The sequence below is a fragment of the Burkholderia sp. Ac-20345 genome (genome assembly GCF_017104825.1).
Taxonomy (GTDB): Bacteria; Pseudomonadota; Gammaproteobacteria; order Burkholderiales; family Burkholderiaceae; genus Burkholderia; species Burkholderia lata_B.
The window spans coordinates 1-22,600 of record NZ_JAAGPO010000184.1 but is presented as its reverse complement, the minus strand read 5'-3'; the positions used below and the strand labels follow the sequence as shown (position 1 = coordinate 22,600).

The window sequence follows — 22,600 nt, the reverse complement described above, 5'->3', positions numbered from 1 at the left end:
TCGACTCAGTTGTATCATGACGCGATCACATAACTTGTACTAGTAGTATCGTGTCATTGTGATGATGTTTTTTTTTTTTTTTAATGCTACGACCACCACCGATATCTACACGATAGCTCACACTCTTTCCCTCCCCGACGCTCTTCCGATCTGGCCGCGAGGCTACGGCACAGGTTCGCGTGCGAATCGATCCCGCACGACACGAAGCCGCCGCCGTGGAAGAACACGGTCAGCGGCAACGGCCCGTCGGCGGCGGGCCGATACAGCCGTGCGGACAACTGACGGCCCGACGCGGGAATCTGCCAGTCCTCTTCGGCGGCGACGGCGTCGCCCGGGGCGAACGCGCCGCCGGCGGCAAGACTCGCGCGATACGCGGGAACGGTGAGCTGCGCGAAATCGATCGCGGGTGCCTGGGCGAACGCGGCGAGCAGCGCCTGCGCCTGTGGGTCGAGCGGCATGGGGACTCCTGTCTGAATCGGATGCGGTTTGAATCAGGTAAACCCGTGTCGCGGTTTTCCCTGAGTCCGCGCCGGACGCTTGCCGGCACGGCCTGACGGGCATTCCAGCGCAGCGGGCAGGGCGCCACATCATCCGATCGGACGATGGTTCGTTCGCACGGATGGCCAATTCTCACCATTCAGTGAATCTCCCGATGACGCCGGAATTTAGACGCGTCTTAATTCATTGCGGCGCGGTTGGGTTGCGCCGGAAACATGTCGTATGGAGGATGGAGCGTGCTGATGGAGACGAGATGGGCTCCGCAAGAGAGCCAGGCAACCAGTGACGAGGCCGACATCGGCGTCGCGGATTTCAGCGAGCTGATGGCGCGCATCTACCAGGGGCCGCTGGAGACGCCGCCGTGGGCCGGTGCGCTCGAACTGGTCCGGCGCTGGCTGCAGGCCAACTACGTGACGCTGATCCTGCGCGCGGCCGCGAGCGACCGCCGCGCGCCGCTGTCCGTGCACGCGTCGGAATTCGGCCCGGTGGTGCCGGGCGACGGCGAGGCGTCGTACAACAATTACTACTATTCGCTCGACCCGTTCGTCGGCCTGCCGGCCGATCGCGTGGTCACGGTCGACGACGTGTTCGGCGACACGGGCTGGCTGTCGAGCGAGCTGTACAAGCAGTTCCTGAAGCCGCAGGACGTGCGCTATATCCTCGGGGCCGACCTGCGCACGTCGTCGGGCGTGGAGTGCCGCTTCCGCGTGTGCCGCAACCATGCGTCGAAGCAGTTCTCCGCGCGCGACAAGGCGATCTGCGCGCTGCTGCTGCCGCACCTGAAGCGCGCGGTCGAGCTGCACTCGCGGCTCGACACGGCCGAGGTCGAACGCTCGATCTATGCGAACGCGATCAACCGGATGCAGATCGGCACGATCACGCTCGACGAGAACGGCACGATCATCGACCTCAACAGCGTCGCCGACGATATCCTCAAGCAGAACAACGGTCTGACGATTGCACGCGGCACGATCGAGGCAACCGATGCGCAGGAGAACCGCACGCTGAAGCGGCTGATCCGCCATGCGGTGATGGGGCACCATGGCACGGCCGCGGCGACCGTCGAGGCGATGCCGATCACGCGCAGCTTCGACAAGCCGCGCCTCGGGCTGCTGGTGCGTACGGTGCTGCTGTCCGACTGGTCGGAGGACAACAAGCGGCGGCCGGCCGTCACGCTGTTCCTGCGCGATCCCGATCGCAAGCCGCAGGGCGCTCAGGAAATCATCCGCAAGCTGTTCGACCTGACGCCTGCCGAGACGTCGCTCGCGCTGCTGCTGACGAACGGGCTGACGCTCGAGGAAGCGGCGGAGGAATCGGGGATCAGCAAGAACACGGCGCGCACGCACCTGCGCGCGATCTTCTCGAAGACGGGCGTCACGCGCCAGGCGACGCTCGTGCGAATTCTGCTCGGGAGCGTCGTGCCGCTCGGGTAAGCGACAGCCGCGGCCGATCCATCGGAACCGGCCGCATTCGTCTGGCGATACATCGACGCGGGTCAACGCATCGCGTGCGGCACGACGGCGGCGACATCATGCAAAAGAGGCTCGCACGGTGCGAGCCTCTGATTCGTTCAGCGCAGCCGCTTGCGGAGAGCGGATGTGCGACGCACGGCGATGCCGCTCGCGTTCACGACCCGCGCGTGGAACGACCCGCCCACGACGCCAGGGCCGGCCATTGCGCGCAACCGCGCCGAATGAAACCGGCGCCGGTACGGATCACGAGTGCGCCGATCGCGAGCGCGGCCAGATCGTCGAGACGACCGAAGCCGACCAGTGCCGCGCTCATCGCGAGCGCCGCCAGCAGCGACGACAGCGCATCGGTCCGCACATGCCAGCCGCTCGCCTCGAGCAGCGCGGAGCCCGTCTCGCGCGCCTTGCGCAGCATCCAGTGCGACAGCGCGCCCTTGCCGGCGAGCGTGATGGCGACGAGCGCGAGCGTCGTCGCGCCCGGCTGCACGACGGGCGGCGTGGCGAAGCGGTTCATCGCGTGCCAGATCATCTGCGCGCCGGTCGCGACGAGCAACGCGCCGAGGCCCGTGAGCGCAAGCGGTTCGTAGGTCGGGCGCCGCTCCGGCGGCAGGCGCGCGTCGAGCCGGCACGCAATGAGGATCAGCGCATCGGCTGCGAGATCGATCGCCGCGTGCGCGACGTCCGCGAGCAGCCCCGACGAATGCGCGGACCATGCCGCAACCGTCTCGACGGCGAGCAGCAGCAGGTTGATCGCGAGGCTGACGGCAAGGGCGCGGGACGTGGCCGCATATACGTGGGGCGAGGCGCGCGACGTGCGCTGCATGGCGGATTCGTCTGTCGATAGCGTGGGTCAGACCCGAACGCTACCGGTCGACGGTGGCAGATCGGTGACACGGAAGGAATCGCCGAATCGGTGCGGGATGCGTCCGCAAGCGCCTGGGCCGCCCCCGCTGACATGGCGAGGCGCCGCCGCGAAAGTGGCCGGCTGCGTCGTGTCTCGGGAAACCTGCGCCGCGGACCTCATCGCCCACGGCTTTTCCCTTTTCCTCCGAATCGTCGATGCGCCGGCGTCAGCTTCAACTCAAAGCGTCTCGATCGCCAGCGCGATCCCCTGGCCACCGCCGATGCACAGCGTGACGACACCGCGCTTGATGCCGTCGCGCCGCATCGAATGGATCAGGCGCGTCGTCAGCACCGCGCCCGTCGCGCCGATCGCATGACCGTGCGCGATCGCGCCGCCTTCGACGTTGACGATGTCCTCGGCGATGCCGAGCTGGCCTGCCACCGCGATCGGCACGACCGCGAACGCTTCGTTGATCTCGAAACGCTCGACGTCGGCCAGCGCCCAGCCCGCGCGCTCCAGCGCGATCTTCACGGCCGGCACCGGGCCGAGCCCGAACATGCCGGGCTCGACGGCAGCCACGCCGAATGCAACCAGCCGGGCGCTCGGCGCAATCCCGCGCGCGTCGGCGAATGCGCGATCCGCAACCAGCATGGCCGACGCGCCGCTGTTCAGGCCCGGCGCATTGCCCGCGGTAATCGTGCCATCCGGGCGGAACGCGGGCTTCAGTTTCGCGAGCGCTTCGAGCGTCGTGTCGGGGCGGGGCGTCTCGTCACGCGCAAACGCGACGCGCGCCTTGCGCTGCAGGACCTCGACCGGTACGAGTTCGGCGTCGAACTTGCCGTCGGCCAGCGCGGTGGAAAAGCGCTGCTGCGAGCGGAGCGCCCACCGATCCTGGCGGTCGCGCGAGATGTCGAGCTGGCTCGCGAGATCCTCGGTATGCCAGCCCGAATGCTGGTCGGAAAACGCATCGACGAGGCCGTCGCGCAGCATGCTGTCGCCGATCGGCGCGTCGCCCATCCGGTAACCCCAGCGTGCGCCGTCGAGCAGGTACGGCGCGCGCTCCATGCTTTCCATGCCGCCGGCGACCGCCGCGTTCGCGTAACCCAGCAGGATCTCCTGCGCGGCATTGACGACCGCCTGCGCACCGGAGCCGCACACGCGGTTGACCGTCAGCGCGGGCACCTTGACCGGCAGGCCGGCGCCGATGGCGGCCTGCCGGGCCGGGTTCATCTTGTTGCCGGCCTGGATAACGTTGCCCAGAACGACCGTGTCGATCGCCGTGCCGTCGAGGCCGCTGCGCCGCAAGGTTTCGCGCACGGCGATCTCCCCGAGTTCGGTGGCCGGGGTGTCCTTCAGGGCCCCGTTGAACGTGCCGATCGGGGTCCGGACGGGATGGCAGATGACGACTTCGCGTGTACTCATGATGCGTTCCTGGATCGCGTTGCAAGCTGCGCGGACGAGTCGGTTGCGAACGGGGCACGCCGCGCAAATCGCGTCGCCGGTTCGATTGCGCCGTGACGCCGGCTGGACCGCCGACGCCGCGCAACGCGGCTGTATCCGATACCCGGATCGCACGCCGCTACGTGAGGGAACGGTATCTATGCATATGCATACTGTCAACGGGGGCATTGTGCGCGGGATTGGGGGACAAGGCGTGTGGAAGGGGGGAACGACGCGTCCGGCTGTTGCCGCCGGTCGACTGCGAGAGCGCAACGACAGGCGCAGGAGGCGGCGCGACCAGGTCGGTGCGCGCGCAAACGTCTATCCGCATCCCTTTGTGCGGCAGGGTGGGCTGATCGCCGTGCCGCGCCAGGGCGGTGCCCCGACCCGGATGACGGACTGGCGACGATCGTCGCATCGCTTCCGGTGGTCGGAAATGCGGTGTCTCCAGCGACCTGCAGCCATCACATGCCGCTGCTCTGGCGGACAGCTACAAATGCTGCCGCCAGTTGCCCATCAGGCGAGCCACCTTCGAGCAAGAGTCCTTGCCCCGACTTTGATCGGACGATGTGCCGTTGAGCCTTACCGAGCAAGGCTCGGGGCAGACTTTAGACGCTGCGGGAGGAGGGGCGGTTACGAGTTTCCGCAAAGAGCGGTTCCGACATTCTGCAAACAGACGCTCGGCGCATTCGCACCCGATGTACAGATTCTCAATCTCGACATTATAGAAATAATGTCAAATTCAACGGCTGGTATAATTGGATATTTAACGGTTTACGTTATATTATTTACGAAATCATCGACCCAACCCCGTCATGTCCGATCTCGCTGCCGACGAATCCCGCTTGACCGCCGAAATCGCGCGCCTCAAGGCCGATTTCCCGAAAACGCGCGAGCTGTATCGCGAAGCCTGCGCGCTGCTGTTCTTCCGCTTCGGCATCACGCCCACCGCGAACCGCCTGTACCAGCTCGTCCGCAAGGGCAGCATGAGCACGCCGACGGCCGTCCTCGGTGAGTTCTGGGCCGAGCTCAGGGAAAAGAGTCGTGTCCGCATCGAGCGTCCCGACCTGCCGGCCGATCTGCAGGCGGCTGCCGGTGAACTGGTTGCGGCGCTATGGAATCGGTCGAGCGCCGACGCATCTGCCGCGCTCGACGCCCTGCGCGCGGAAGTCGAAGCCGAGCGGGCCGCAGCGAAGGCGGAAGTGACGGCGCTGCAGGCCGAACTGGCCCGCACCGAAACCGCGCTGGAGCAACGCACGGCCGCGCTGCTCGCCGCCCAGGTGCGCATCCAGGAAATGGAACAGGCGAGGGCGGCGGACGACGCATCGCGGCAAGCGCTGCAAGCGGATATCGAACGCCTCACGGCCGACAACGCGGAAGGCGACCGCGCACTCGCGCAGGCACGCGCGGATTTCACCACCCAGCTCGACCGGCTGCGCGACGACGCCGGCCGGGCCGAGGAACGCCTGCGCGCGTCGGAGAAGCGGGCGCTTCAGGAGATCGATCGCGAGCGGCTCACAGCCGCGCGCCTGCAGAAGGAGCTCGATGCAGCGGCATCGCGCACGGAGCAACGCGATGCGCAGCAGCGGAAGGATGTGGCCGCGCTGCAGGCGCAACTCGGCGACGCGCTGCATCGATGCGGCGTGCTTCAGGGGCAACTCGACGGCGCGCAGGCGACTGAAGCGGCGCGCGGCAAGGAACTCGATGCGCTGCGGCGCGACATGACGGTGCTCGCGCGTCGGGCGCCGCTGCGCGGCGCCAAGGCGGCGCCGGCCACGCAACGCGACGAGCGGAGGGCGCGCACACGAAAGCGCGCCGACGAAGCGCCGCGCTGACGGCAAAACCACAAGCGTGCATCAGCCGATGGTGACGCACGCCTGAAGCGGGCAAGCAACCGAGCCTGCTACACCTCCGATCGCCCACCCACCGATACAAATCAACTCGACACATACCGCGAAGGCAACGCCGGCGCGTCCGCCGGAATCGTGACGAGCGACGTGTTCAGCCAGCCCTGCGGCGAGCCGTTCGACTGCGCATACGCCCCGACGTACGGCATCATCCGCGTCGTCTGATAGACCTGCGGCGTCCACCCGGCGGGCGCGAGGAAGATCGATGTCGCGCGCTTCTCGCTATACGCGGACGCACCATACGTCGAGATGTTCCACAACGTCTGCTGATACGTCGCGTAGTCGGCGTTGTGCCGCGACCCGCCGGCCTGCCAGCCTTCGAGCTGGATGAACGTGTTGTACGTGCCGGCACCCGCGAGCAGGTTGTTCACCGTGCGCCCGTACAGGAACGACAGGATCAGCCCGCAGTTCGCCGGCGCGAAATCGCTGCCGACGCTCAGGTAATAGCGGCCCGTCGTGTTCAGCACCGACGCGTAGTGCGAATTGCCGATATCCGTCGACGTCGTCAGCCCGCTCGCACCCATGAAGCTATCGAACGCCTGCATCGTGACGCCCGCCGGCAGGTCGCTCGTCGCGCTGATCGCGACGATATGCGAGCCGGCCGCCAGCAGCGTCAGGAACGCGGACAGCGTGCCCGCGTTCCAGTTGCCCTGCGCATCGACGAACGGAAACGCGCGATAGCCCGTCAGCGCGAACACCGCCGGATCGGTTCCGGCCTGCCACGCGATCTGCGGCACCCACATCATCAGCGGGCCGGCGTTCGATGCGCCGGACACGTACTGCTTCAACGCGTCGATCAGTTGCGCATCGGCAGCGGGCAGCACGCCATAGGCCGCGCCGTTCTGCCAGCGCTGTACCCATTGCGCGACGAACCCCGCCAACTGGCCGCCCGTAAAGTCGGCAGGCGGCACGTAGCCGAGCGGGCCCGTGCTTTGGTACGCGGACTGGATTGCCGCGGCCGTGCGCACGTTGCTGCCGAACATGCTGTTCGCGAAATCCTGGCAGTTGTTGGCCGGCGGCGTCGCGAGCTGCGACAGCGGAACGACCCACGCACCGTTCGCGGTCGCGACGCCGCGATACAGCGTGAGATTCGCGACCGAGTCGTGACCGGGAAACGTGGCGGCGTCGGCGCCCGACACGTAGCCGGCCGACGGCGTGACGCTGACGGTGGTCGGTTGCGATCCGAACGGATGCGTGTACGCAATCGCAAACGATGCGTCGCCACCGGCAAGGCTGAACGATCCCGTGCAATCGCCCCAGCTGTTCGACGCGCTGACGGCGGTCGATTGCCCGGTCGCGACCTGCGCTTGCGATGCCTGCGGGAGCGAGCCGCTCTGGCTGGCTGCGTTGCCGTACGCGAGCGTCGTCGACGGAATCGCATTGACGACGTTGATCGTGATCGAGCGGTCGGCGATGCCGTAGCTGCGTGCAGACGCATCCGCGGCGCCGGCTGCGGCAAACGACGATGCGGACGTCGGGCTGCCGTCGCCGCCGCAGGCGGCCAGCGTGCCGACGAGCGGCGACAGGGTCAGCGCGGCGCCGCGCTGGATGAAGCGCCGGCGGTTCGGCGCGGACGGGCGTTCGGGTTTCGAAGCGGTCATGGGCGTTCCTGGTCACGGGTTCGAGAGGCGTCAACGACGATCCGGCGCATTGCACACGTGTGCAATGCCGGCCGAAACTTCGCGATCGCCGGCACATGCGCCGCGCGTATTTATGCGGGAGATCGATGAAACGCCCGCGACGAAACCGAGTCGTGCGTGTGACGCGACGCACGCGGCGGGGCGGGAGAGAGGCGCGGAATGCCGGCGCGACGTTTGGGCGCCCGCCGGGGATCGGGTAAAGTGCCGCTCAACATGCCGGTTCGACGTTACTAGACGACCGGTCTAATCGTTGCTAACATACGCCATTATGAATGCATCTTCAGGCGCGGAAGTCCGCCAGCACATCCTGAATATCGCCAAGCCGATCATGCTCCACAAGGGGTTTTCGGCGGTCGGTCTGAACGAGATTCTCGCTGCGGCGGGCATCCCGAAGGGCTCGTTCTACCATTACTTCGGCTCGAAAGAGGCGTTCGGCGAAGCCTTGCTCGAATCGTATTTCGAAGGCTACCTCGAGCATCTCGACAACCTGCTCAAGCACCAGGCCGGCACGGGCGCCGAGCGCCTGATGACGTACTGGAGCAACTGGCTGCACACGCAATGTGCGGACGATCCGGAAGGCAAGTGCCTCGCGGTGAAGCTCGGCGCGGAAGTGTCGGACTTGTCGGAGGCGATGCGCACGGTGCTGCGGCACGGTACCGGCCAGATCATCGAGCGGCTCGCGGGCGGCATCGAGGCCGGGCTGGCCGACGGTTCGCTGGGCGGAGTCGCCGACCCGTCGCATACGGCCGCGATCCTCTACGAGCTGTGGCTGGGCGCGACGCTGCTGGAAAAGATTCACCGCAACCGCAAGCCGCTCGAAAGGGCGATGGTCGAAACGCGGCGCATGCTGAACCTGCCGCCGCTCGAGCCAAGTGGAGCGCAGTCGTAACCCGGGCGCGCATCGGCGCGCCTTGTTTTTACCCTGATTCTAGACGACTGGTCTACTCAAACCCGCATGACGAACGTGCCACGCCGCGTTACGCTGTCCCGATTGATTCAACCGCATGCACGCAGCCGCGACGGCCTGACCGCCGATGCTGCCGCCCGCGTGCGTCTCCCGCTGGTCCATCCCTGATCCGATCGTGCCCACGAAGCACGTCCATTCCTGTTGACGGAGGCTCACATGCCGCAAAGCAAGACCGCTAATCGCCAGATCATCCTGAATTCGCGCCCGGTCGGCGCGCCGACCCCGGGCAACTTCCGCACCGAATCCGCCGAGGTGCCGACGCCCGGCGCCGGCCAGGTGCTGCTGCGCACGGTCTGGTTGTCGCTCGACCCGTACATGCGCGGCCGGATGAGCGACGCACCGTCCTATGCGCCGCCGGCCGAACTCGGCCAGCCGATGGTCGGCGGCACCGTCAGCCAGGTCGTCTCGTCGAACCTGCCCGCATTTAACGAAGGCGATCTCGTCGTTGCCGGCGCCGGCTGGCAGGACTATGCGTTGTCCGACGGCCGCGACCTGATTCCGCTCGGCCGCAATTTCACCCATCCGTCGTACGCACTCGGCGTGCTCGGCATGCCGGGCTTCACTGCCTATACGGGGCTGCTGAAAATCGGCGAGCCGAAGGCCGGCGAAACCGTGGTGGTCGCGGCGGCGAGCGGTGCGGTCGGCGCGGTGGTCGGCCAGATCGCCAAGCTGAAGGGCTGCCGCGTGGTCGGCGTCGCAGGCGGCGCCGACAAGTGCGCGTACGTGACCGATACGCTCGGTTTCGACGCATGCGTCGACCACCGCGATCCGGCGTTTGCCGCGAAGCTGAAGGACGCTTGCCCGAACGGCATCGACGTCTATTTCGAGAACGTCGGTGGAGCCGTGTTCGACGCGGTGTGGCCGCTGCTGAACGACCATGCGCGCGTGCCCGTGTGCGGGATCATCTCGCATTACAACGACACCGCGCTGCCGACCGGCCAGGACCGCCTGGCGGCGCTGGTCGGCACGATCCTGCGCAAGCGCATCCGGATGCAGGGTTTCATCATCCTGGATCACTATGCAACCGGCTATGCGGCGTTCATGAAGGAAATGAGCGAATGGGTCGCGCAGGGCAAGGTGAAGACGCTCGAGGACGTCGTCCCCGATCTCGCAGACGCACCGGAAGCGCTGATCGGCTTGCTCGCCGGCAAGAATTTCGGCAAGGTCGTCGTGCGCGTGGGCCCGGACGAACTGGCCTGATACGGCCCGGCTTGCAGCAAGCAATAAACAGCCACCCGCCGGCGTGACATGACGCAGGCGGGCGGCTTTCCCGATTCCGTTTCGATAGGAGTGACAAGATGGCGCTTCACGTGATTGCTTCCCTGTTTGTGAAACCCGAACATGCGGAGGCTGCCGAAGCCGAACTGCGCAGCATGGTCGCAAAGACGCGTACCGAACCGGGCAACCGGCGCTACGACCTGTTCCGCGAGCAGGACGGCTCGCCGAACCTGCACCTGTACGAGATCTACGACGACCAGGCCGCCTTCGACGCGCACCTTGCGAGCCCGTATTTCGGTGAATTCCGCACGAAATCGGCCGACTGGTTCACCGCGCCGCCGGTCATCAAGGTGCTGTCGGGCATCGACGTCGCCGAGTAAGCACGCAGCACCACCGTCGCGGCCCGCTCCCACCCGGGCCGCACGGCACCCGCCGCACAGTGCGCGGCGGCGATGACGACACCACGCGGCGCGCCGTTCGCGCCGCCTCCCCAATACACCGGCCCCGGAGGCTGAATGATCACCCTCAACATCAACGGCGAAACCCGCTCGGTCGACGCCCCAGACGACATGCCCTTGCTCTGGGTGCTGCGCGACGTCGTCGGCCTCACCGGCACGAAGTTCGGCTGCGGGATCGCCCAGTGCGGCGCGTGCACCGTGCATCTCGACGGTGTCGCCGCGCGTTCGTGCGTGCTGCCGGTCGCGGCGGTCGCGGGCCGCAAGATCACGACGATCGAAGCCGTCGGCGCGACACCGGCCGGCCACAAGGTCCAGCAGGCGTGGCGCGAGCTCGACGTCGTCCAGTGCGGCTACTGTCAGTCGGGGCAGGTGATGGCCGCCACCGCGCTGATCGCGTCGAACCCGAACCCGAGCGACGCCGACATCGACGCGGCGATGGCCGGCAACATCTGCCGCTGCGGCACGTACAACCGCATTCGCGCGGCCGTGAAGCAAGCCGCCAAGGAGGCCTGACATGTCGCGAGGACTGATCGAAGCCGGCCGGGCCGGCACAGGCGTGTCGCGCCGTTCGTTCCTCAAGCTCGGCATGTCGCTGGGCGCGGCGGCGGGCGGTGGATTGCTGCTCGGCTTCAGTATGCCCGCCACGGGCGCGGATGCGCGCCGTTCGGTGATTGGCGGCGACGGCGATGAAACCGCGCGCGCCGGCGTGTTCGCGCCGAACGCGTTCGTGCAGATCGACCGCGCCGGCAAGGTCACGCTGGTGATGCCGAAGGTCGAGATGGGGCAAGGCGTCTATACGGCGCTGCCGATGCTGATCGCGGAAGAACTCGAAGTGCCGCTGTCGAGCGTGACGCTCGACCATGCGCCGCCGAACGAGAAGCTGTTCCTCGATCCGCTGCTCGGCGGCCAGCTTACCGGCGGCTCGACGTCGGTGCGCTATGCGTGGGAACCGCTGCGCCGTGCAGGCGCGACCGCACGTACGCTGCTGGTCGCGGCCGCCGCGAAACAATGGAATGTCGATCCGGCATCCTGCCGCGCCGCGAACGGCGAAGTGCAGCATCCGCCGAGCGGCTGGCGCGCGTCGTACGGCCAGCTCGCCGACGCCGCCGCAAAGCTGCCGGTGCCGAAGGACGTCGCGCTGAAGAAGCCGGCGGATTTCAAGCTGATCGGCACGCCCGCAAAGCGGCTCGATTCGCCGGAAAAAGTCGACGGCACCGCCCAGTTCGGGCTCGACGTGCGCCTGCCCGGCATGCTGTACGCGGTGATCGTGAACAGCCCGGTGTTCGGCGGCACGGTCGCGAGCGTCGACGAGTCGGCCGCGAAGAAGATCCCCGGCGTGCGCCAGGTCGTGCGCGTCGACAACGCGGTGGCGGTGGTCGGCGATCACACGTGGGCCGCGAAGCGCGGCGCGTCAGCGCTGGTCGTGAAGTGGAATGAAGGCGCGGACGCGAAGGTGTCGATGAAGGACATCGTCGCGGATCTCGCGCAGGCCGCGGCGAACGGCAAGGGCGCGGTCGCGCGCAAGGATGGCGACGTCGGCAAGGCGTTCGCGAATGCGAAGACGCGCATCGACGCCGTCTACGAACAGCCGTTCCTCGCGCACGCGACGATGGAACCGGTGAACTGCACGGTGCACGTGCGCGGTGACGGCTGCGAGATCTGGGTCGGCACGCAGGTGCCGACGCGGGCGCGCGATACCGTGCAGCAGCTCACGGGCCTCGCGCCCGAGAAGATCGTCGTGCACAACCACCTGCTCGGCGGCGGCTTCGGCCGGCGGCTCGAGACGGACATGATCGGCCAGGCCGTGAAGGTCGGCAAACAGGTCAATGCGCCGGTGAAGGTGGTCTGGACACGCGAGGAAGACATCCAGCACGACATGTACCGCCCGTACTACTACGACCGGATCTCGGCCGGGCTCGACGCGAACGGCAAGCCGATCGCGTGGCAGCACCGGATCGTCGGCTCGTCGATCATGGCGCGCTTCGCGCCGCCGGCGTTCCAGCACGGCGTCGATCCCGATGCGGTCGAGGTCGCGGCCGAGCTGCCGTACGAGCTGCCGAACCAGCTGGTCGACTACGTGCGCCAGGAGCCGCGCCACATCCCGACCGCGTTCTGGCGCGGCGTCGGCCCGACGCGCGGCACGTTCGTGGTCGAGAGCTTCATCGACGAACTGGCCGCGCAGACCAAGACCGACCCCGTGCAATACCGCCGCGCGCTGCTCGGCAAGACACCGCGCGCGCTCAACGTGCTCGACGTCGCGACGAAGGCGGCCGGCTGGGGCGGCCCGGCGCTGCCGACGGGGCAAGGGCGCGGGGTCTCGGTGATGCACGCGTTCGGCAGCTTCTTCTCGATCGTCGTCGATGTCGCGGTGGATAACGGCGAGGTACAGGTGAAGCGCGTCGTATGCGCGGTCGACTGCGGCATGGTTGTGAACCCGAACACGATCGAGGCGCAGGTGCAGGGCGGCATCATCTTCGGGATCACGGGCGCGCTGTATGGCGAGATCACGATCGAGGAGGGTCGCGTCGTGCAGAGCAACTTCACCGACTACCGGATGCTGCGGATCAACGAGACGCCGCCGATCGAGGTCCATCTCGTGAAAAGCGGCGAAGCGCCGGGCGGGATCGGCGAGCCCGGTACGGCCGCGACGGCCGCGGCGCTGTCGAACGCGATCTTCGCGGCAACCGGCAAGCGGCTGCGCAAGCTGCCGGTCGGCGACCAGCTGAAGACGGCTTGAGGGGAGGCGACGAACATGCAAAACCTCACCCTGAAGATGCTCGGCACGTCGTTGCTCGCCGTGTCTGCGCTGCTGGCCGGCACGGCCGCTCATGCTGAGACGGCACCGGCCGACAGCGCGCTCGTCGCGCGCGGCGCGTATCTCGCGAAAGCGGGCGACTGCGTCGCGTGCCACACCGCGCCGCGCGGCACGCCGTTCGCCGGCGGCCTGAAAATGGTCACGCCGATGGGCGCGATCTACACGACCAACATCACGCCCGATCCGGAGACGGGCATCGGCGGCTATACGGAAGCCGAGTTCGCCGGCGCGCTGCGCAAGGGCGTCGCGAAGGACGGTCACAACCTGTATCCGGCGATGCCGTACCCGTCATACGCGAAGCTGAAGGACGACGACGTGAAGGCGCTGTACGCATACTTCATGCACGGCGTCGAACCGGTGAAGCAGGCGAACCGGCCGTCCGACATCCCGTGGCCGCTCAACATGCGCTGGCCACTCGCATTGTGGAACATGGTGTTCCTCGATACGACGCCTTATGCCGACAAGCCGGCCAAGGACGTGGTGTGGAATCGCGGTGCGTATCTCGTACAGGGGCTCGGGCACTGCGGGTCGTGCCACACGCCGCGCGGCGTCGGCTTCCAGGAGAAGGCGCTCGACGAAGGCGGCGCGGCGTTCCTGTCGGGCGCGCCGATCGACAACTGGTTCGCGTCGAACCTGACCGGCGAGCCCAACACGGGGCTCGGCCGCTGGAACGAGGCCGAGGTCGCGCAGTTCCTGAAGACCGGCGCGAACCGCCATGCGACCGCGTTCGGCTCGATGGTCAGCGTGATCAACCACAGCACGCAGGCGCTCTCCGACGACGATCTGGCGGCGATTTCCCGTTACCTGAAATCGCTGCCGGCGGCGGGCGGCACGGGCGCGCCGCCGTACAGCTATGATCCGAAGGCGACGCAGGTCGTGCTGGGCCGGCCGGCAGCCGATCCGGGCGCGAAGGTGTATAACGCTTACTGCCTGCATTGCCACGGCGCGGACGGGCGCGGCTACGCGCCGCTGCTTGCGCCGCTCGCTGGCAATCCGAACGTGCTCGAAGCCGATGCCGCGTCGCTGATCAACGTGACGCTGAACGGCAGCGAGACGCTCGTGATCGATGGCGTGCCGTCCGCGTATCCGATGCCGGCGTTCTCGAACCAGTTGAACGACCGGCAGATCGCGGACGTGCTGACGTTCATGCGCGCCGGCTGGAACAACGGCGCGCCGGCCGTGCAGGCGGCGGACGTCGCGAAACTCCGCAAGGCGACGGCGGCCGCGCGCTGAGCGCGGCCCCATGCGGAACGATGGCGGGCCGGCGTGCCCGCTGTCGACGCCACCGGGTGCGTGCCTGCCCGGCGGCCTGGCTTTTTCTGTCAACCGGCGCGCGGCCGTTCGCGGCAGCGCGCGTTTTTCGACGCAATGTAGGGGTGTCTGGATGGCTAACGTGACTTATACGGATACGCAACTGCTGATCGACGGCGAGTGGGTCGACGCCGCGAGCGGCAAGACGATCGACGTCGTGAACCCGGCGACCGGCAAGCCGATCGGCAAGGTGGCCCACGCGGGCATCGCCGATCTCGACCGTGCGCTCGCCGCCGCGCAACGCGGCTTCGAAGCATGGCGCAAGGTGCCCGCGCACGAGCGCGCGGCGACGATGCGCAAGGCCGCCGCGCTGGTGCGCGAACGCGCCGACGCAATCGCGCAGCTGATGACGCAGGAACAGGGCAAGCCGCTCACCGAAGCGCGCGTCGAAGTACTGTCGGCGGCGGACATCATCGAATGGTTCGCGGACGAAGGCCGCCGCGTGTACGGCCGGATCGTGCCGCCGCGTAACCTCGCCGCGCAGCAGACGGTCGTGAAAGAGCCGGTCGGCCCAGTCGCCGCCTTCACGCCGTGGAATTTCCCGGTCAACCAGGTCGTGCGCAAGCTGAGCGCCGCACTGGCAACCGGCTGCTCGTTCCTCGTGAAGGCACCGGAAGAAACCCCGGCATCGCCGGCCGCGCTGCTGCGCGCCTTCGTCGACGCGGGCGTGCCGGCCGGCGTGATCGGCCTCGTGTATGGCGATCCGGCGGAAATCTCGTCGTACCTGATCCCGCACCCGGTGATCCGCAAGGTCACGTTCACGGGTTCGACGCCGGTCGGCAAGCAGCTCGCCGCAATGGCCGGCCTGCACATGAAGCGCGCGACGATGGAACTGGGCGGGCACGCGCCGGTGATCGTGGCCGAGGACGCCGACGTCGCGCTCGCGGTGAAGGCCGCCGGCGGCGCGAAGTTCCGCAATGCGGGGCAGGTCTGCATTTCGCCGACGCGCTTTCTCGTGCACAACAGCATCCGCGACGAATTCACGCGCGCGCTGGTCAAGCATGCCGAAGGGCTGAAGGTCGGCAATGGCCTCGAGGAAGGCACGACGCTCGGCGCGCTCGCGAACCCGCGCCGGCTGACCGCGATGGCGTCGGTCGTCGACAACGCGCGCAAGGTCGGCGCGAGCATCGAAACCGGCGGCGAGCGGATCGGCTCGGAAGGCAACTTCTTCGCGCCGACCGTGATCGCGAACGTGCCGCTCGAAGCGGACGTGTTCAACAACGAGCCGTTCGGCCCGGTCGCGGCGATCCGCGGTTTCGACAAGCTCGAAGACGCGATCGCGGAAGCGAACCGTCTGCCGTTCGGTCTCGCCGGCTACGCGTTCACGCGTTCGTTCGCGAACGTGCACCTGCTCACGCAGCGCCTCGAAGTCGGGATGCTGTGGATCAACCAGCCGGCGACGCCGTGGCCGGAAATGCCGTTCGGCGGCGTGAAGGACTCGGGTTACGGGTCGGAAGGCGGGCCGGAAGCGCTCGAGCCGTACCTTGTCACGAAGTCGGTGACGGTGATGGCCGTCTGACGGTCGTCGATCGTTCGCGTGCGCGGTGCCATTGGCGTCGCGCACGCGATCGGCGTGGGCCGGGCGGCACGCCCGGTCTACCGCCAGTTTTCCCTGCCAGCCGTGCATTCGAACGGCAACCGGTCGATCATTTCAATATTCGAATCACTGCGGCCGGATTGTTTCAGTTTCGTCATCGGCAATGACATACGCCACACCACCACACTCAGCGAATGAGCGTCGGCACCCAATGCCGGCTCGACCGGAACACGATCCGCTCGACACCGTTCAGGTCACGTCGTCAGCAACCTGGCAAGTACGGACTGCACCTCGTACCCGGATGCTGCACTTTTTGGTATAGGTTATTCAGAACAAACCATAACAACCGGTGCGTCAGCGTCGGCCCAACCTGAGAGGAAACGGATGCATTCGCGGTCGGCAGCGCCGTACTACGTTGTGCTGGCGGGGACCTTGATAGCGTGCGCGCTGATGGGCCTCTGCGTGTTGCAGCTGTTTCAGAGCCGTCACGATGCGCTCGATCGCGCGCGCGACACGTCGCGGAATCTGGCGCTCGTCGCCGAGCGCGACATCGAACGCAATATCGAGCTTTACGGCTTGTCACTGGAGGCGGTGATTCAGGGCCTCCAGCGGCCGGACGTCATGGGGGCCACACCGGCCCTGCGGCGCAGCGTCCTGTTCGATCACGCGATGACGGCGCAATTTCTCGGCTCGATGCTCGTGCTGGATTCGGCCGGCAACATCATCCTGGATTCGGCGAACGACGTGCCGCGACAGGGCAATTTCGGCGATCGCAAGTACTTTACGGTTCACCGGGACAATCCGAATGCCGGACTCTACATCAGCGATCCGTTTGCCTCCCGCCTGCGCGGCGGCTCGCTCAGCGTCGCGCTGACGCGCCGCGTGTCGAATCCGGACGGCTCGTTTGGCGGCATTGCGCTGATCGCGGTCAATCTCGAGTATTTCCACACGCTGTTCGCCGGCCTCGCGCTCGGCTCGCACGGCGCGATTTCGCTGGTCGGCACGGACGGCATCATGTTCATGCGCCAGCCGTACGACGTGCGCACCATCGGTCGCGATATCAGCAAGGCGGCGACGTTTCGCCACTTCCAGACGGCGCCGGAAGGCTCGTTCATCGAGACCTCGACGATCGACGGCGTGCGCCGCCTGTACTACTTCAAGACGCTGCCGCACCTGCCGCTGATCGTCATGGTTGCCGAGGCGGAGCAGGACATCTACGCGGCATGGCGGCGCCGGGCAATCACGATCGGCGCGCTGGTGGCGACCTTCGGCGCGGCGTTCATCGTGCTGTCCTTCTTGCTGGGCACGCAGCTGCGGCGCAGGATGCGCGCCGAATCCGAGCTGGTCATGCTCGCGCGCACCGACGGCCTCACCGGGCTCAACAATCGCCGCTCGTTCGGGGAAGTGCTGGACCTCGAATGGCGCCGCGCACGCCGTGCCCGTTCGGTGTTTTCGCTACTGTTCGTCGATGTCGACCGCTTCAAGGCCTACAACGACACGTATGGTCACCAGGCCGGCGACGATGCGCTGGCCGCGGTTGCTCGGTGCATCGGCGACAACATCCGGCGCCCCGCGGACACCGCGGCCCGTTATGGCGGCGAGGAATTCGTCGTGATCCTGCCCGATACGCCGGAGACGGGCGCGACCGAGATAGCCGAACGGATTCGCGCGGCCATCGACGGACTAGCGATCGAGCATGCGGAAAGCGAATTCGGGCGCGTTACCGCCAGCATCGGCGTGGCAAGCTGGGCGCCCGAACAGGAAGGGGAGGTGGAGTCGGTGATCAAGGCGGCCGACGAGGCGTTGTACCACGCGAAGGAAACCGGGCGAAACAAGGTCGCCTCGCGTGATGCGGACACCTGACGCCGCCGCCGGCACGCATCGCCCGCTGCCGGTGGCGGGCGTGCCGTTCGACACTCAATGCCGGCCGCTGCCGCGATAGCTTTCCACTTCCGCGTCGTACGCCGCCAGAAACGCCTTGCCGAATACCGATGCGAAATCGTCTTCGATCGCGAACACCGTGTCGCGATGGGTCGCCGCGTAGCGATCCCACATCCTTGCCTTGTACAGCGCGGGCACGCGCTTCTCGTACCAGCGCATCGCGTCGTCCCGCTCGCGCAGCCGTTGCGGCGAAAAGCGCGTCAGCAGGTCCATCAACGCGGCGCGCATGCCGGCGACCATCCCGATCTGGTGCGCGTGCAGATCCTGGAACGCGTCGCTGACCGCGCTCTGCGGCGACATGAAGCCCGGCAGCGGCAGCCCGAACATCTGCCTCAGCACGGCGCCGCCGTCGGGCAGCAGCTTCAGCGGGTTGTTCTCGCGATCGAGCAGCATCGTCATGTGCGCCTTCACCTCGCGCTTCAGGATGCTGCGCGACGACAGCAGCTCGACCGTGCCGTTCGCGAACAGCGCCAGCAACTGGCCCGCGATGTACAGCTGTTCGGCCGACCACTGATGCGATTCGGCGGCCGTATCGAGCCCCGCGCCCTCGAAGAACGCGCTCAGCAGTTCATCGGGCGTCGGCGCGCGCGCCGCATGCGGCGCTGGTTCGTCGGCTAGCTGCGGATCGGCGGCGCGCGCGGCGGCTGGCTGTACACGCACGTGTTGCGTCCACTCGGGCGCATGGTCGGCCTGTGTCGCGGACGACGCTTCGCGATCCGCGTTGCCAGGATCGACTTGCTGCGCCGTGCGCGATGCGCCGGGGTCGCCCGACGACTGCATGAACAGGTCGAGCGGATCGGTCGACAGCTGGTGCAGGTCGCGTTGCGAAGCGGCGGGCGGTACCGCCTGCGCCGCGCGGTTCGCCGGCTGCGCGGCATCCGCCCGTGCGGGGCCGCCTGGCCGTGTACCGGCGTCCGCCGCCTTGCCGCGCGGAGCGAGACGATCCTGCAGGAGCGCCCACAGCCGATTGCCGGCGCCTTTCGTATCGACACGCGAAGACGATGCTTGCGCGGGCGTAGCTGAAGCATGCGCCTGCGCATGCGTCTCGACGTGCCCACCGGTACCGGTTGCCATGTCGATGACCGGTGCATCGTCGCCGTCGCCGCCATCGTCACGTTCTGCGCGCAGCACGTACGGCCCGATGCGGATGATGTCGCCGGTGTTGAGCGGGCGCTCCTGCGCATAGCCGACCGGCTCCCGGTTCACCTCGATCGTCGACACGCTGCTCAGGTTCTTCAGCAGGCATTCGTCGTCGCCGACCTGCAGCAGCGCCTGCAGCCTCGAGATCTGCCTCGTGTCGTCGCGCAACACGAGATGGTTGTCGCTGGCCCGGCCGATGGTGCCGCCGGGCGGATGAAACACGACGGCGTCGTAGGAGTCGTTTCCGACCGGCTCGCCGGCATGTTCGATCACGATCAGTTGCATGTCATACGTCGCTCGGTGAAGCGCTCGCGTGGAAGCCGGTTCGTTCAGGATGACGACGCATGCCTGCGGCGCGCGAATTCGAACGCGGGCCCCCAGATCGGATGCCCCTTCTCGGCAGGGGACAAGTCGAAGCGCGGGTTGAGGTCGAGAATCTTCGAGAACTCGGCGCGGCACGGTGTGATGCGGCTCGTCACGCAATAGCTGAACGCGAGGAGCTTGTGCGCGGCGACCTGCGTGTCGGTGTCGGCACCGTCGATCTCCTTCGCATGGCTCAGCAGCGCGATCGTGCGCCCGTAGTCGCCGCTGTCGTACGCGGCGCGCGCGCTGTCGACGGTCGTGCGTGCAGCCGACTGTATCGGGGACGTACTGCACCCGCCGGCCCCCAGCAACCATGCGCCGAGGAAAAGAACGAGCGATGAACGACCTTTCATTATTGAAATTAAAAATTGGCGTAATTGGAAGGTGGCACACAAGCGCTGTTGGATTCTAGTGCCAATCATCGGCATCGAACCGGCTGTTACGTTTTGTTTCATTTAGCCGATCCTTTCCCACCTGAATACATAATCGACTACGAATTTCAGTGCTTGTTAATCCGGAAAAACGGCCTATAGTTCGCTGTGTTTTTCGGATTCGTCAGTTGTTTGGCCTGCGCACGTCAATGCACGAAATATCGGACCGTCCGTTCGTGGGAAACGAATAGCGTGGCACACCACCAGCGTCGCGAGCGTCCCTTGCCCGGCGGCCGGCCGGCTTGCGCCCCGCGCCCATCCGACAGGTGTCCATGCCATAGAACCGGGCCGCCCAGGCGCACCGGTCGGATTAAATTTTGCCATTAATTTACAAACACCAATTCAATTACCCGTCATTTACAAAAATAGACTTTCAAAAACCATGAATGATACGACCCGGCTTTTTACAAGAATAATTTGCCGACACGGATTTCAATGGATGGATATGCAGGCTACACAATTACCGATCTATTAATTGTCCCTTTTTCAATCAGATCATCCGGTTTTGAAATCGAAAACCGGCGCGTGGCTATTGGGTGGCGAGGGTGGAATATGCAATGGCGGTCGAGCAGTTTCATCGTATGGGGATGCGTGATGCTGTTGCCGGGATGCGGTGCGACCGAGCACGCCGCGGCGGTGCCGTATGCGATCACGGTTGACGTTGCCCCCGACGTCAACCCTGACATGAACCGCAAGCCTTCGCCGATCGTGCTGAAGGTGTTCCAGCTCCGCGCGGCATCGTCGTTCGACAGCGCGGATTTCTTCTCGCTGCAGGACAAGCCGGAGAACGTGCTCGGCGCGGACCTGCTCGGTACCGATCGCGTGATCCTGCGGCCGGGCGAGTCGCGCACGCTGCACTACCGCGGCAACGTCGAGGCCGGCGCGATCGGCGTGGTCGCCGAATACCGGATGCTCGAAAAGAACCGCTGGCGGCTGACGGTGCCGCTGCCGCGCGCGAAGCAGCTCAATCTCTACAAGTTCTGGCAGACGTCGCCGGGCGAGCTGAAGCTGTCGATCGCCGTTCGCAATGGCGGCGTCGCGCTGAACGATGCGAAGGGGCGCCCATGACCGAACCGACGATGTCCGCGACGCCGGTCGCGGCGCTCCGCCAGCGGGTGGTGTGGACCGAAGGGATGTTCCTGCGGCCGCAGCATTTCCAGCAGCTCGAACGGCACTGGGAACGCTACGTCGCGCTGCGCTGCCTGCCGCTGCAAGGCTTCTACTGGGGCTTCGACACGCTGGAGCTCGATCGCGAGCAACTGGCGCTCGGCAAGGTCGCGCTGCGCACCGCGTCGGGCGTGATGCGCGACGGCACGCCGTTCGACCTGGCCCATCCGGACGATCTCCCCGAGCCGCTCGACGTGCCGGCCGATGCGAAGGACCAGCTCGTCGTGCTCGCGCTGCCGCTGTGGCGCGGCGGCGGCGAGGAGGTGTCGTTCGGTGCGGGTGTCGGCGCAGGTGGCGGCCATGCCTCGAACGGCGCGAACGGCAGTGCCGATGTCGCGCGCTACGTCGTGCGTGAATACGAAGTGGCCGACGCGAACGCGGTCGCGCTCGGCCCCGCGCTGCTCCAGACGGGGCGCCTGAACGTACGGCTGATGCTTGAAGCCGAGCTGACCGGCGACTGGCACGCACTCGGCGTTGCGCGCATCGTCGAGCGGCGCACCGATGCGCGGCTGCTCGTCGACGACGGCTACATTCCGCCGCGCCTCGTCGCGCAGCACGACGCCGTGCTGCTGGCCTATGCGCGCGAGCTGCACGGGCTGCTCACGCAACGCAGCGAAGCGCTCGCGGAACGGCTGTCGGAGCCCGGGCGCGGCGGCGTGTCGGAAGTCGCGGATTTCCTGCTGCTGCAGCTCGTGAACCGCTATCTCGCGCTGACCTGGCATGCGCAGCAACACGTGTCGACGCATCCGGAGGCGCTGTTCTGCGACTGGCTGAAGCTCGCGTGCGACCTGAGCACGTTCACGGCGGCCGGCAGGCGCCCGCAGTCGCTCGCGGTCTACGTGCACGACGACCTGCGCACGAGCTTCGCGGAGCTGATGACCGAGCTGCGCCGGTCGCTGTCGACTGTGCTCGAACAAAACGCGATCCAGATCGAGCTGCGCGATGCGGGCAATGGCATCCGCGTCGCGACGCTGGCCGACCCGGCGCTGCGCGACACGGCCGGCTTCGTGCTCGCGGTGCGTGCAGACTTGCCGGCCGACAGCCTGCGCACGCGTTTTCCGGCGCAGGCGAAGCTCGGGCCGGTCGAACGGATCCGCGATCTCGTGCAACTGCAGCTGCCGGGCATCACGATGCGCCAGTTGCCGGTCGCGCCGCGACAGATCCCGTATCACGCGGGCCATACGTACTTCGAGATCGACAAGGGCAGCGACCTGTGGAAGCAGCTGGCGCGCTCCGGCGGTCTCGCTTTCCATTTCGCCGGCGAATTCCCTGGGCTCTCGATGGAGTTCTGGGCGATACGCGGGTAAGGGCGGGGCGACGCGATGAATTCCTCCTCCGATTCGATCTCCCCTGGCGCAGGCGGATTCGTGCCGCCGAATCCGGGCGGCATGCATCCGGCCGCGGCGGGTGCGGCCGGCCCGACCGCGACGCAGCCGCGCCCCGGGCGCTGGGCC

Annotated in this window: 18 protein-coding genes and 1 pseudogene; 13 read left to right on the top strand and 6 right to left on the bottom strand. The window is 67.0% G+C overall.

What is annotated here, in order from left to right; translation table 11 throughout:
• Positions 1–146 precede the first annotated feature (146 nt).
• A pseudogene (locus tag G3O06_RS38000) lies at positions 147–458 on the bottom strand (alpha/beta hydrolase fold domain-containing protein); the annotation flags it as partial.
• Between the two features lie 282 nt (positions 459–740).
• Here G3O06_RS38000 and G3O06_RS37995 point away from each other — a divergent pair.
• On the top strand, positions 741–1,931 hold the full coding sequence (locus G3O06_RS37995; RefSeq protein ID WP_174969963.1) for a LuxR family transcriptional regulator: 1,191 nt from the start codon (positions 741–743) through the stop codon (positions 1,929–1,931).
• A gap of 193 nt (positions 1,932–2,124) precedes the next feature.
• On the opposite strand, the gene G3O06_RS37990 is transcribed toward G3O06_RS37995, so the two are convergent.
• On the bottom strand, positions 2,125–2,790 hold the full coding sequence (locus tag G3O06_RS37990; RefSeq protein WP_205819192.1) for a cation diffusion facilitator family transporter: 666 nt from the start codon (positions 2,788–2,790) through the stop codon (positions 2,125–2,127).
• 258 nt (positions 2,791–3,048) lie between these two features.
• Positions 3,049–4,233: a thiolase family protein gene (locus G3O06_RS37985; protein WP_205819191.1), complete on the bottom strand. Its 1,185-nt coding sequence runs from the start codon at positions 4,231–4,233 to the stop codon at positions 3,049–3,051.
• Positions 4,234–5,066: 833 nt separating this feature from the next.
• On the opposite strand from G3O06_RS37985, the gene G3O06_RS37980 reads away from it, so the two are divergent.
• Entirely contained in the window at positions 5,067–6,086 is a 1,020-nt protein-coding gene (locus tag G3O06_RS37980) for a DNA-binding protein (protein ID WP_205819190.1), read from the top strand.
• A 101-nt stretch (positions 6,087–6,187) separates the two neighbouring features.
• On the opposite strand, the gene G3O06_RS37975 is transcribed toward G3O06_RS37980, so the two are convergent.
• Positions 6,188–7,759: a hypothetical protein gene (locus tag G3O06_RS37975; RefSeq protein WP_205819189.1), complete on the bottom strand. Its 1,572-nt coding sequence runs from the start codon at positions 7,757–7,759 to the stop codon at positions 6,188–6,190.
• Positions 7,760–8,066: 307 nt separating this feature from the next.
• Between G3O06_RS37975 and G3O06_RS37970 the strand changes: the two genes are divergently transcribed.
• The 9 genes from G3O06_RS37970 (at position 8,067) to G3O06_RS37930 (ending at position 17,967) form a co-directional block, all read left to right on the top strand.
• Entirely contained in the window at positions 8,067–8,687 is a 621-nt protein-coding gene (locus G3O06_RS37970; RefSeq protein WP_174996546.1) for a TetR/AcrR family transcriptional regulator, read from the top strand.
• Positions 8,688–8,921: 234 nt separating this feature from the next.
• Positions 8,922–9,965 (top strand): NADP-dependent oxidoreductase, encoded by a 1,044-nt coding sequence (locus G3O06_RS37965; RefSeq protein ID WP_205819188.1) that lies wholly within the window; start codon positions 8,922–8,924, stop codon positions 9,963–9,965.
• A gap of 98 nt (positions 9,966–10,063) precedes the next feature.
• On the top strand, positions 10,064–10,363 hold the full coding sequence (locus G3O06_RS37960; RefSeq protein ID WP_043183739.1) for a putative quinol monooxygenase: 300 nt from the start codon (positions 10,064–10,066) through the stop codon (positions 10,361–10,363).
• A gap of 135 nt (positions 10,364–10,498) precedes the next feature.
• Positions 10,499–10,954 carry a (2Fe-2S)-binding protein gene (locus G3O06_RS37955; protein ID WP_043183740.1) on the top strand — a complete coding sequence of 152 codons (456 nt, stop codon included), beginning with the start codon at positions 10,499–10,501 and terminating at the stop codon, positions 10,952–10,954.
• Between the two features lies 1 nt (position 10,955).
• Complete coding sequence (locus G3O06_RS37950; RefSeq protein ID WP_205819187.1) at positions 10,956–13,178, top strand: xanthine dehydrogenase family protein molybdopterin-binding subunit; 2,223 nt, start codon at positions 10,956–10,958, stop codon at positions 13,176–13,178.
• Between the two features lie 15 nt (positions 13,179–13,193).
• Positions 13,194–14,489, top strand: a complete 1,296-nt coding sequence (locus G3O06_RS37945; RefSeq protein WP_174996549.1) for a cytochrome c — start codon at positions 13,194–13,196, stop codon at positions 14,487–14,489.
• Between the two features lie 151 nt (positions 14,490–14,640).
• Positions 14,641–16,086, top strand: coding sequence for an NAD-dependent succinate-semialdehyde dehydrogenase (locus G3O06_RS37940; protein ID WP_069748211.1), 1,446 nt, complete (start codon positions 14,641–14,643; stop codon positions 16,084–16,086).
• 18 nt (positions 16,087–16,104) lie between these two features.
• Entirely contained in the window at positions 16,105–16,302 is a 198-nt protein-coding gene (locus tag G3O06_RS37935; RefSeq protein WP_205819186.1) for a hypothetical protein, read from the top strand.
• 186 nt (positions 16,303–16,488) lie between these two features.
• Positions 16,489–17,967, top strand: a complete 1,479-nt coding sequence (locus tag G3O06_RS37930; RefSeq protein WP_205819185.1) for a sensor domain-containing diguanylate cyclase — start codon at positions 16,489–16,491, stop codon at positions 17,965–17,967.
• A 54-nt stretch (positions 17,968–18,021) separates the two neighbouring features.
• On the opposite strand, the gene tagH is transcribed toward G3O06_RS37930, so the two are convergent.
• A complete protein-coding gene (tagH, locus tag G3O06_RS37925; RefSeq protein ID WP_205819184.1) occupies positions 18,022–19,470 on the bottom strand; it encodes a type VI secretion system-associated FHA domain protein TagH in 1,449 nt (482 codons plus the stop codon).
• Positions 19,471–19,514: 44 nt separating this feature from the next.
• Positions 19,515–19,901 carry a TssQ family T6SS-associated lipoprotein gene (locus tag G3O06_RS37920; protein ID WP_205819183.1) on the bottom strand — a complete coding sequence of 129 codons (387 nt, stop codon included), beginning with the start codon at positions 19,899–19,901 and terminating at the stop codon, positions 19,515–19,517.
• A 630-nt stretch (positions 19,902–20,531) separates the two neighbouring features.
• On the opposite strand from G3O06_RS37920, the gene tssJ reads away from it, so the two are divergent.
• Both tssJ and tssK read left to right on the top strand, forming a co-directional pair.
• Complete coding sequence (gene tssJ / locus G3O06_RS37915) at positions 20,532–21,047, top strand: type VI secretion system lipoprotein TssJ (RefSeq protein ID WP_174969980.1); 516 nt, start codon at positions 20,532–20,534, stop codon at positions 21,045–21,047.
• Positions 21,044–22,453 carry a type VI secretion system baseplate subunit TssK gene (gene tssK / locus G3O06_RS37910; protein WP_205819182.1) on the top strand — a complete coding sequence of 470 codons (1,410 nt, stop codon included), beginning with the start codon at positions 21,044–21,046 and terminating at the stop codon, positions 22,451–22,453. Before tssJ ends, tssK begins: the two co-directional genes overlap by 4 nt.
• Positions 22,454–22,600: the final 147 nt, after the last annotated feature.

Coding starts and splice junctions, on each gene's coding strand:
- G3O06_RS37995 (WP_174969963.1), top strand. CDS start 741: ATGGAGACGAGATGGGCTCCGCAAGAGAGCCAGGCAACCAGTGACGAG.
- G3O06_RS37990 (WP_205819192.1), bottom strand. CDS start 2,790: ATGCAGCGCACGTCGCGCGCCTCGCCCCACGTATATGCGGCCACGTCC.
- G3O06_RS37985 (WP_205819191.1), bottom strand. CDS start 4,233: ATGAGTACACGCGAAGTCGTCATCTGCCATCCCGTCCGGACCCCGATC.
- G3O06_RS37980 (WP_205819190.1), top strand. CDS start 5,067: ATGTCCGATCTCGCTGCCGACGAATCCCGCTTGACCGCCGAAATCGCG.
- G3O06_RS37975 (WP_205819189.1), bottom strand. CDS start 7,759: ATGACCGCTTCGAAACCCGAACGCCCGTCCGCGCCGAACCGCCGGCGC.
- G3O06_RS37970 (WP_174996546.1), top strand. CDS start 8,067: ATGAATGCATCTTCAGGCGCGGAAGTCCGCCAGCACATCCTGAATATC.
- G3O06_RS37965 (WP_205819188.1), top strand. CDS start 8,922: ATGCCGCAAAGCAAGACCGCTAATCGCCAGATCATCCTGAATTCGCGC.
- G3O06_RS37960 (WP_043183739.1), top strand. CDS start 10,064: ATGGCGCTTCACGTGATTGCTTCCCTGTTTGTGAAACCCGAACATGCG.
- G3O06_RS37955 (WP_043183740.1), top strand. CDS start 10,499: ATGATCACCCTCAACATCAACGGCGAAACCCGCTCGGTCGACGCCCCA.
- G3O06_RS37950 (WP_205819187.1), top strand. CDS start 10,956: ATGTCGCGAGGACTGATCGAAGCCGGCCGGGCCGGCACAGGCGTGTCG.
- G3O06_RS37945 (WP_174996549.1), top strand. CDS start 13,194: ATGCAAAACCTCACCCTGAAGATGCTCGGCACGTCGTTGCTCGCCGTG.
- G3O06_RS37940 (WP_069748211.1), top strand. CDS start 14,641: ATGGCTAACGTGACTTATACGGATACGCAACTGCTGATCGACGGCGAG.
- G3O06_RS37930 (WP_205819185.1), top strand. CDS start 16,489: ATGCATTCGCGGTCGGCAGCGCCGTACTACGTTGTGCTGGCGGGGACC.
- tagH (WP_205819184.1), bottom strand. CDS start 19,470: ATGCAACTGATCGTGATCGAACATGCCGGCGAGCCGGTCGGAAACGAC.
- G3O06_RS37920 (WP_205819183.1), bottom strand. CDS start 19,901: ATGAAAGGTCGTTCATCGCTCGTTCTTTTCCTCGGCGCATGGTTGCTG.
- tssJ (WP_174969980.1), top strand. CDS start 20,532: ATGCAATGGCGGTCGAGCAGTTTCATCGTATGGGGATGCGTGATGCTG.
- tssK (WP_205819182.1), top strand. CDS start 21,044: ATGACCGAACCGACGATGTCCGCGACGCCGGTCGCGGCGCTCCGCCAG.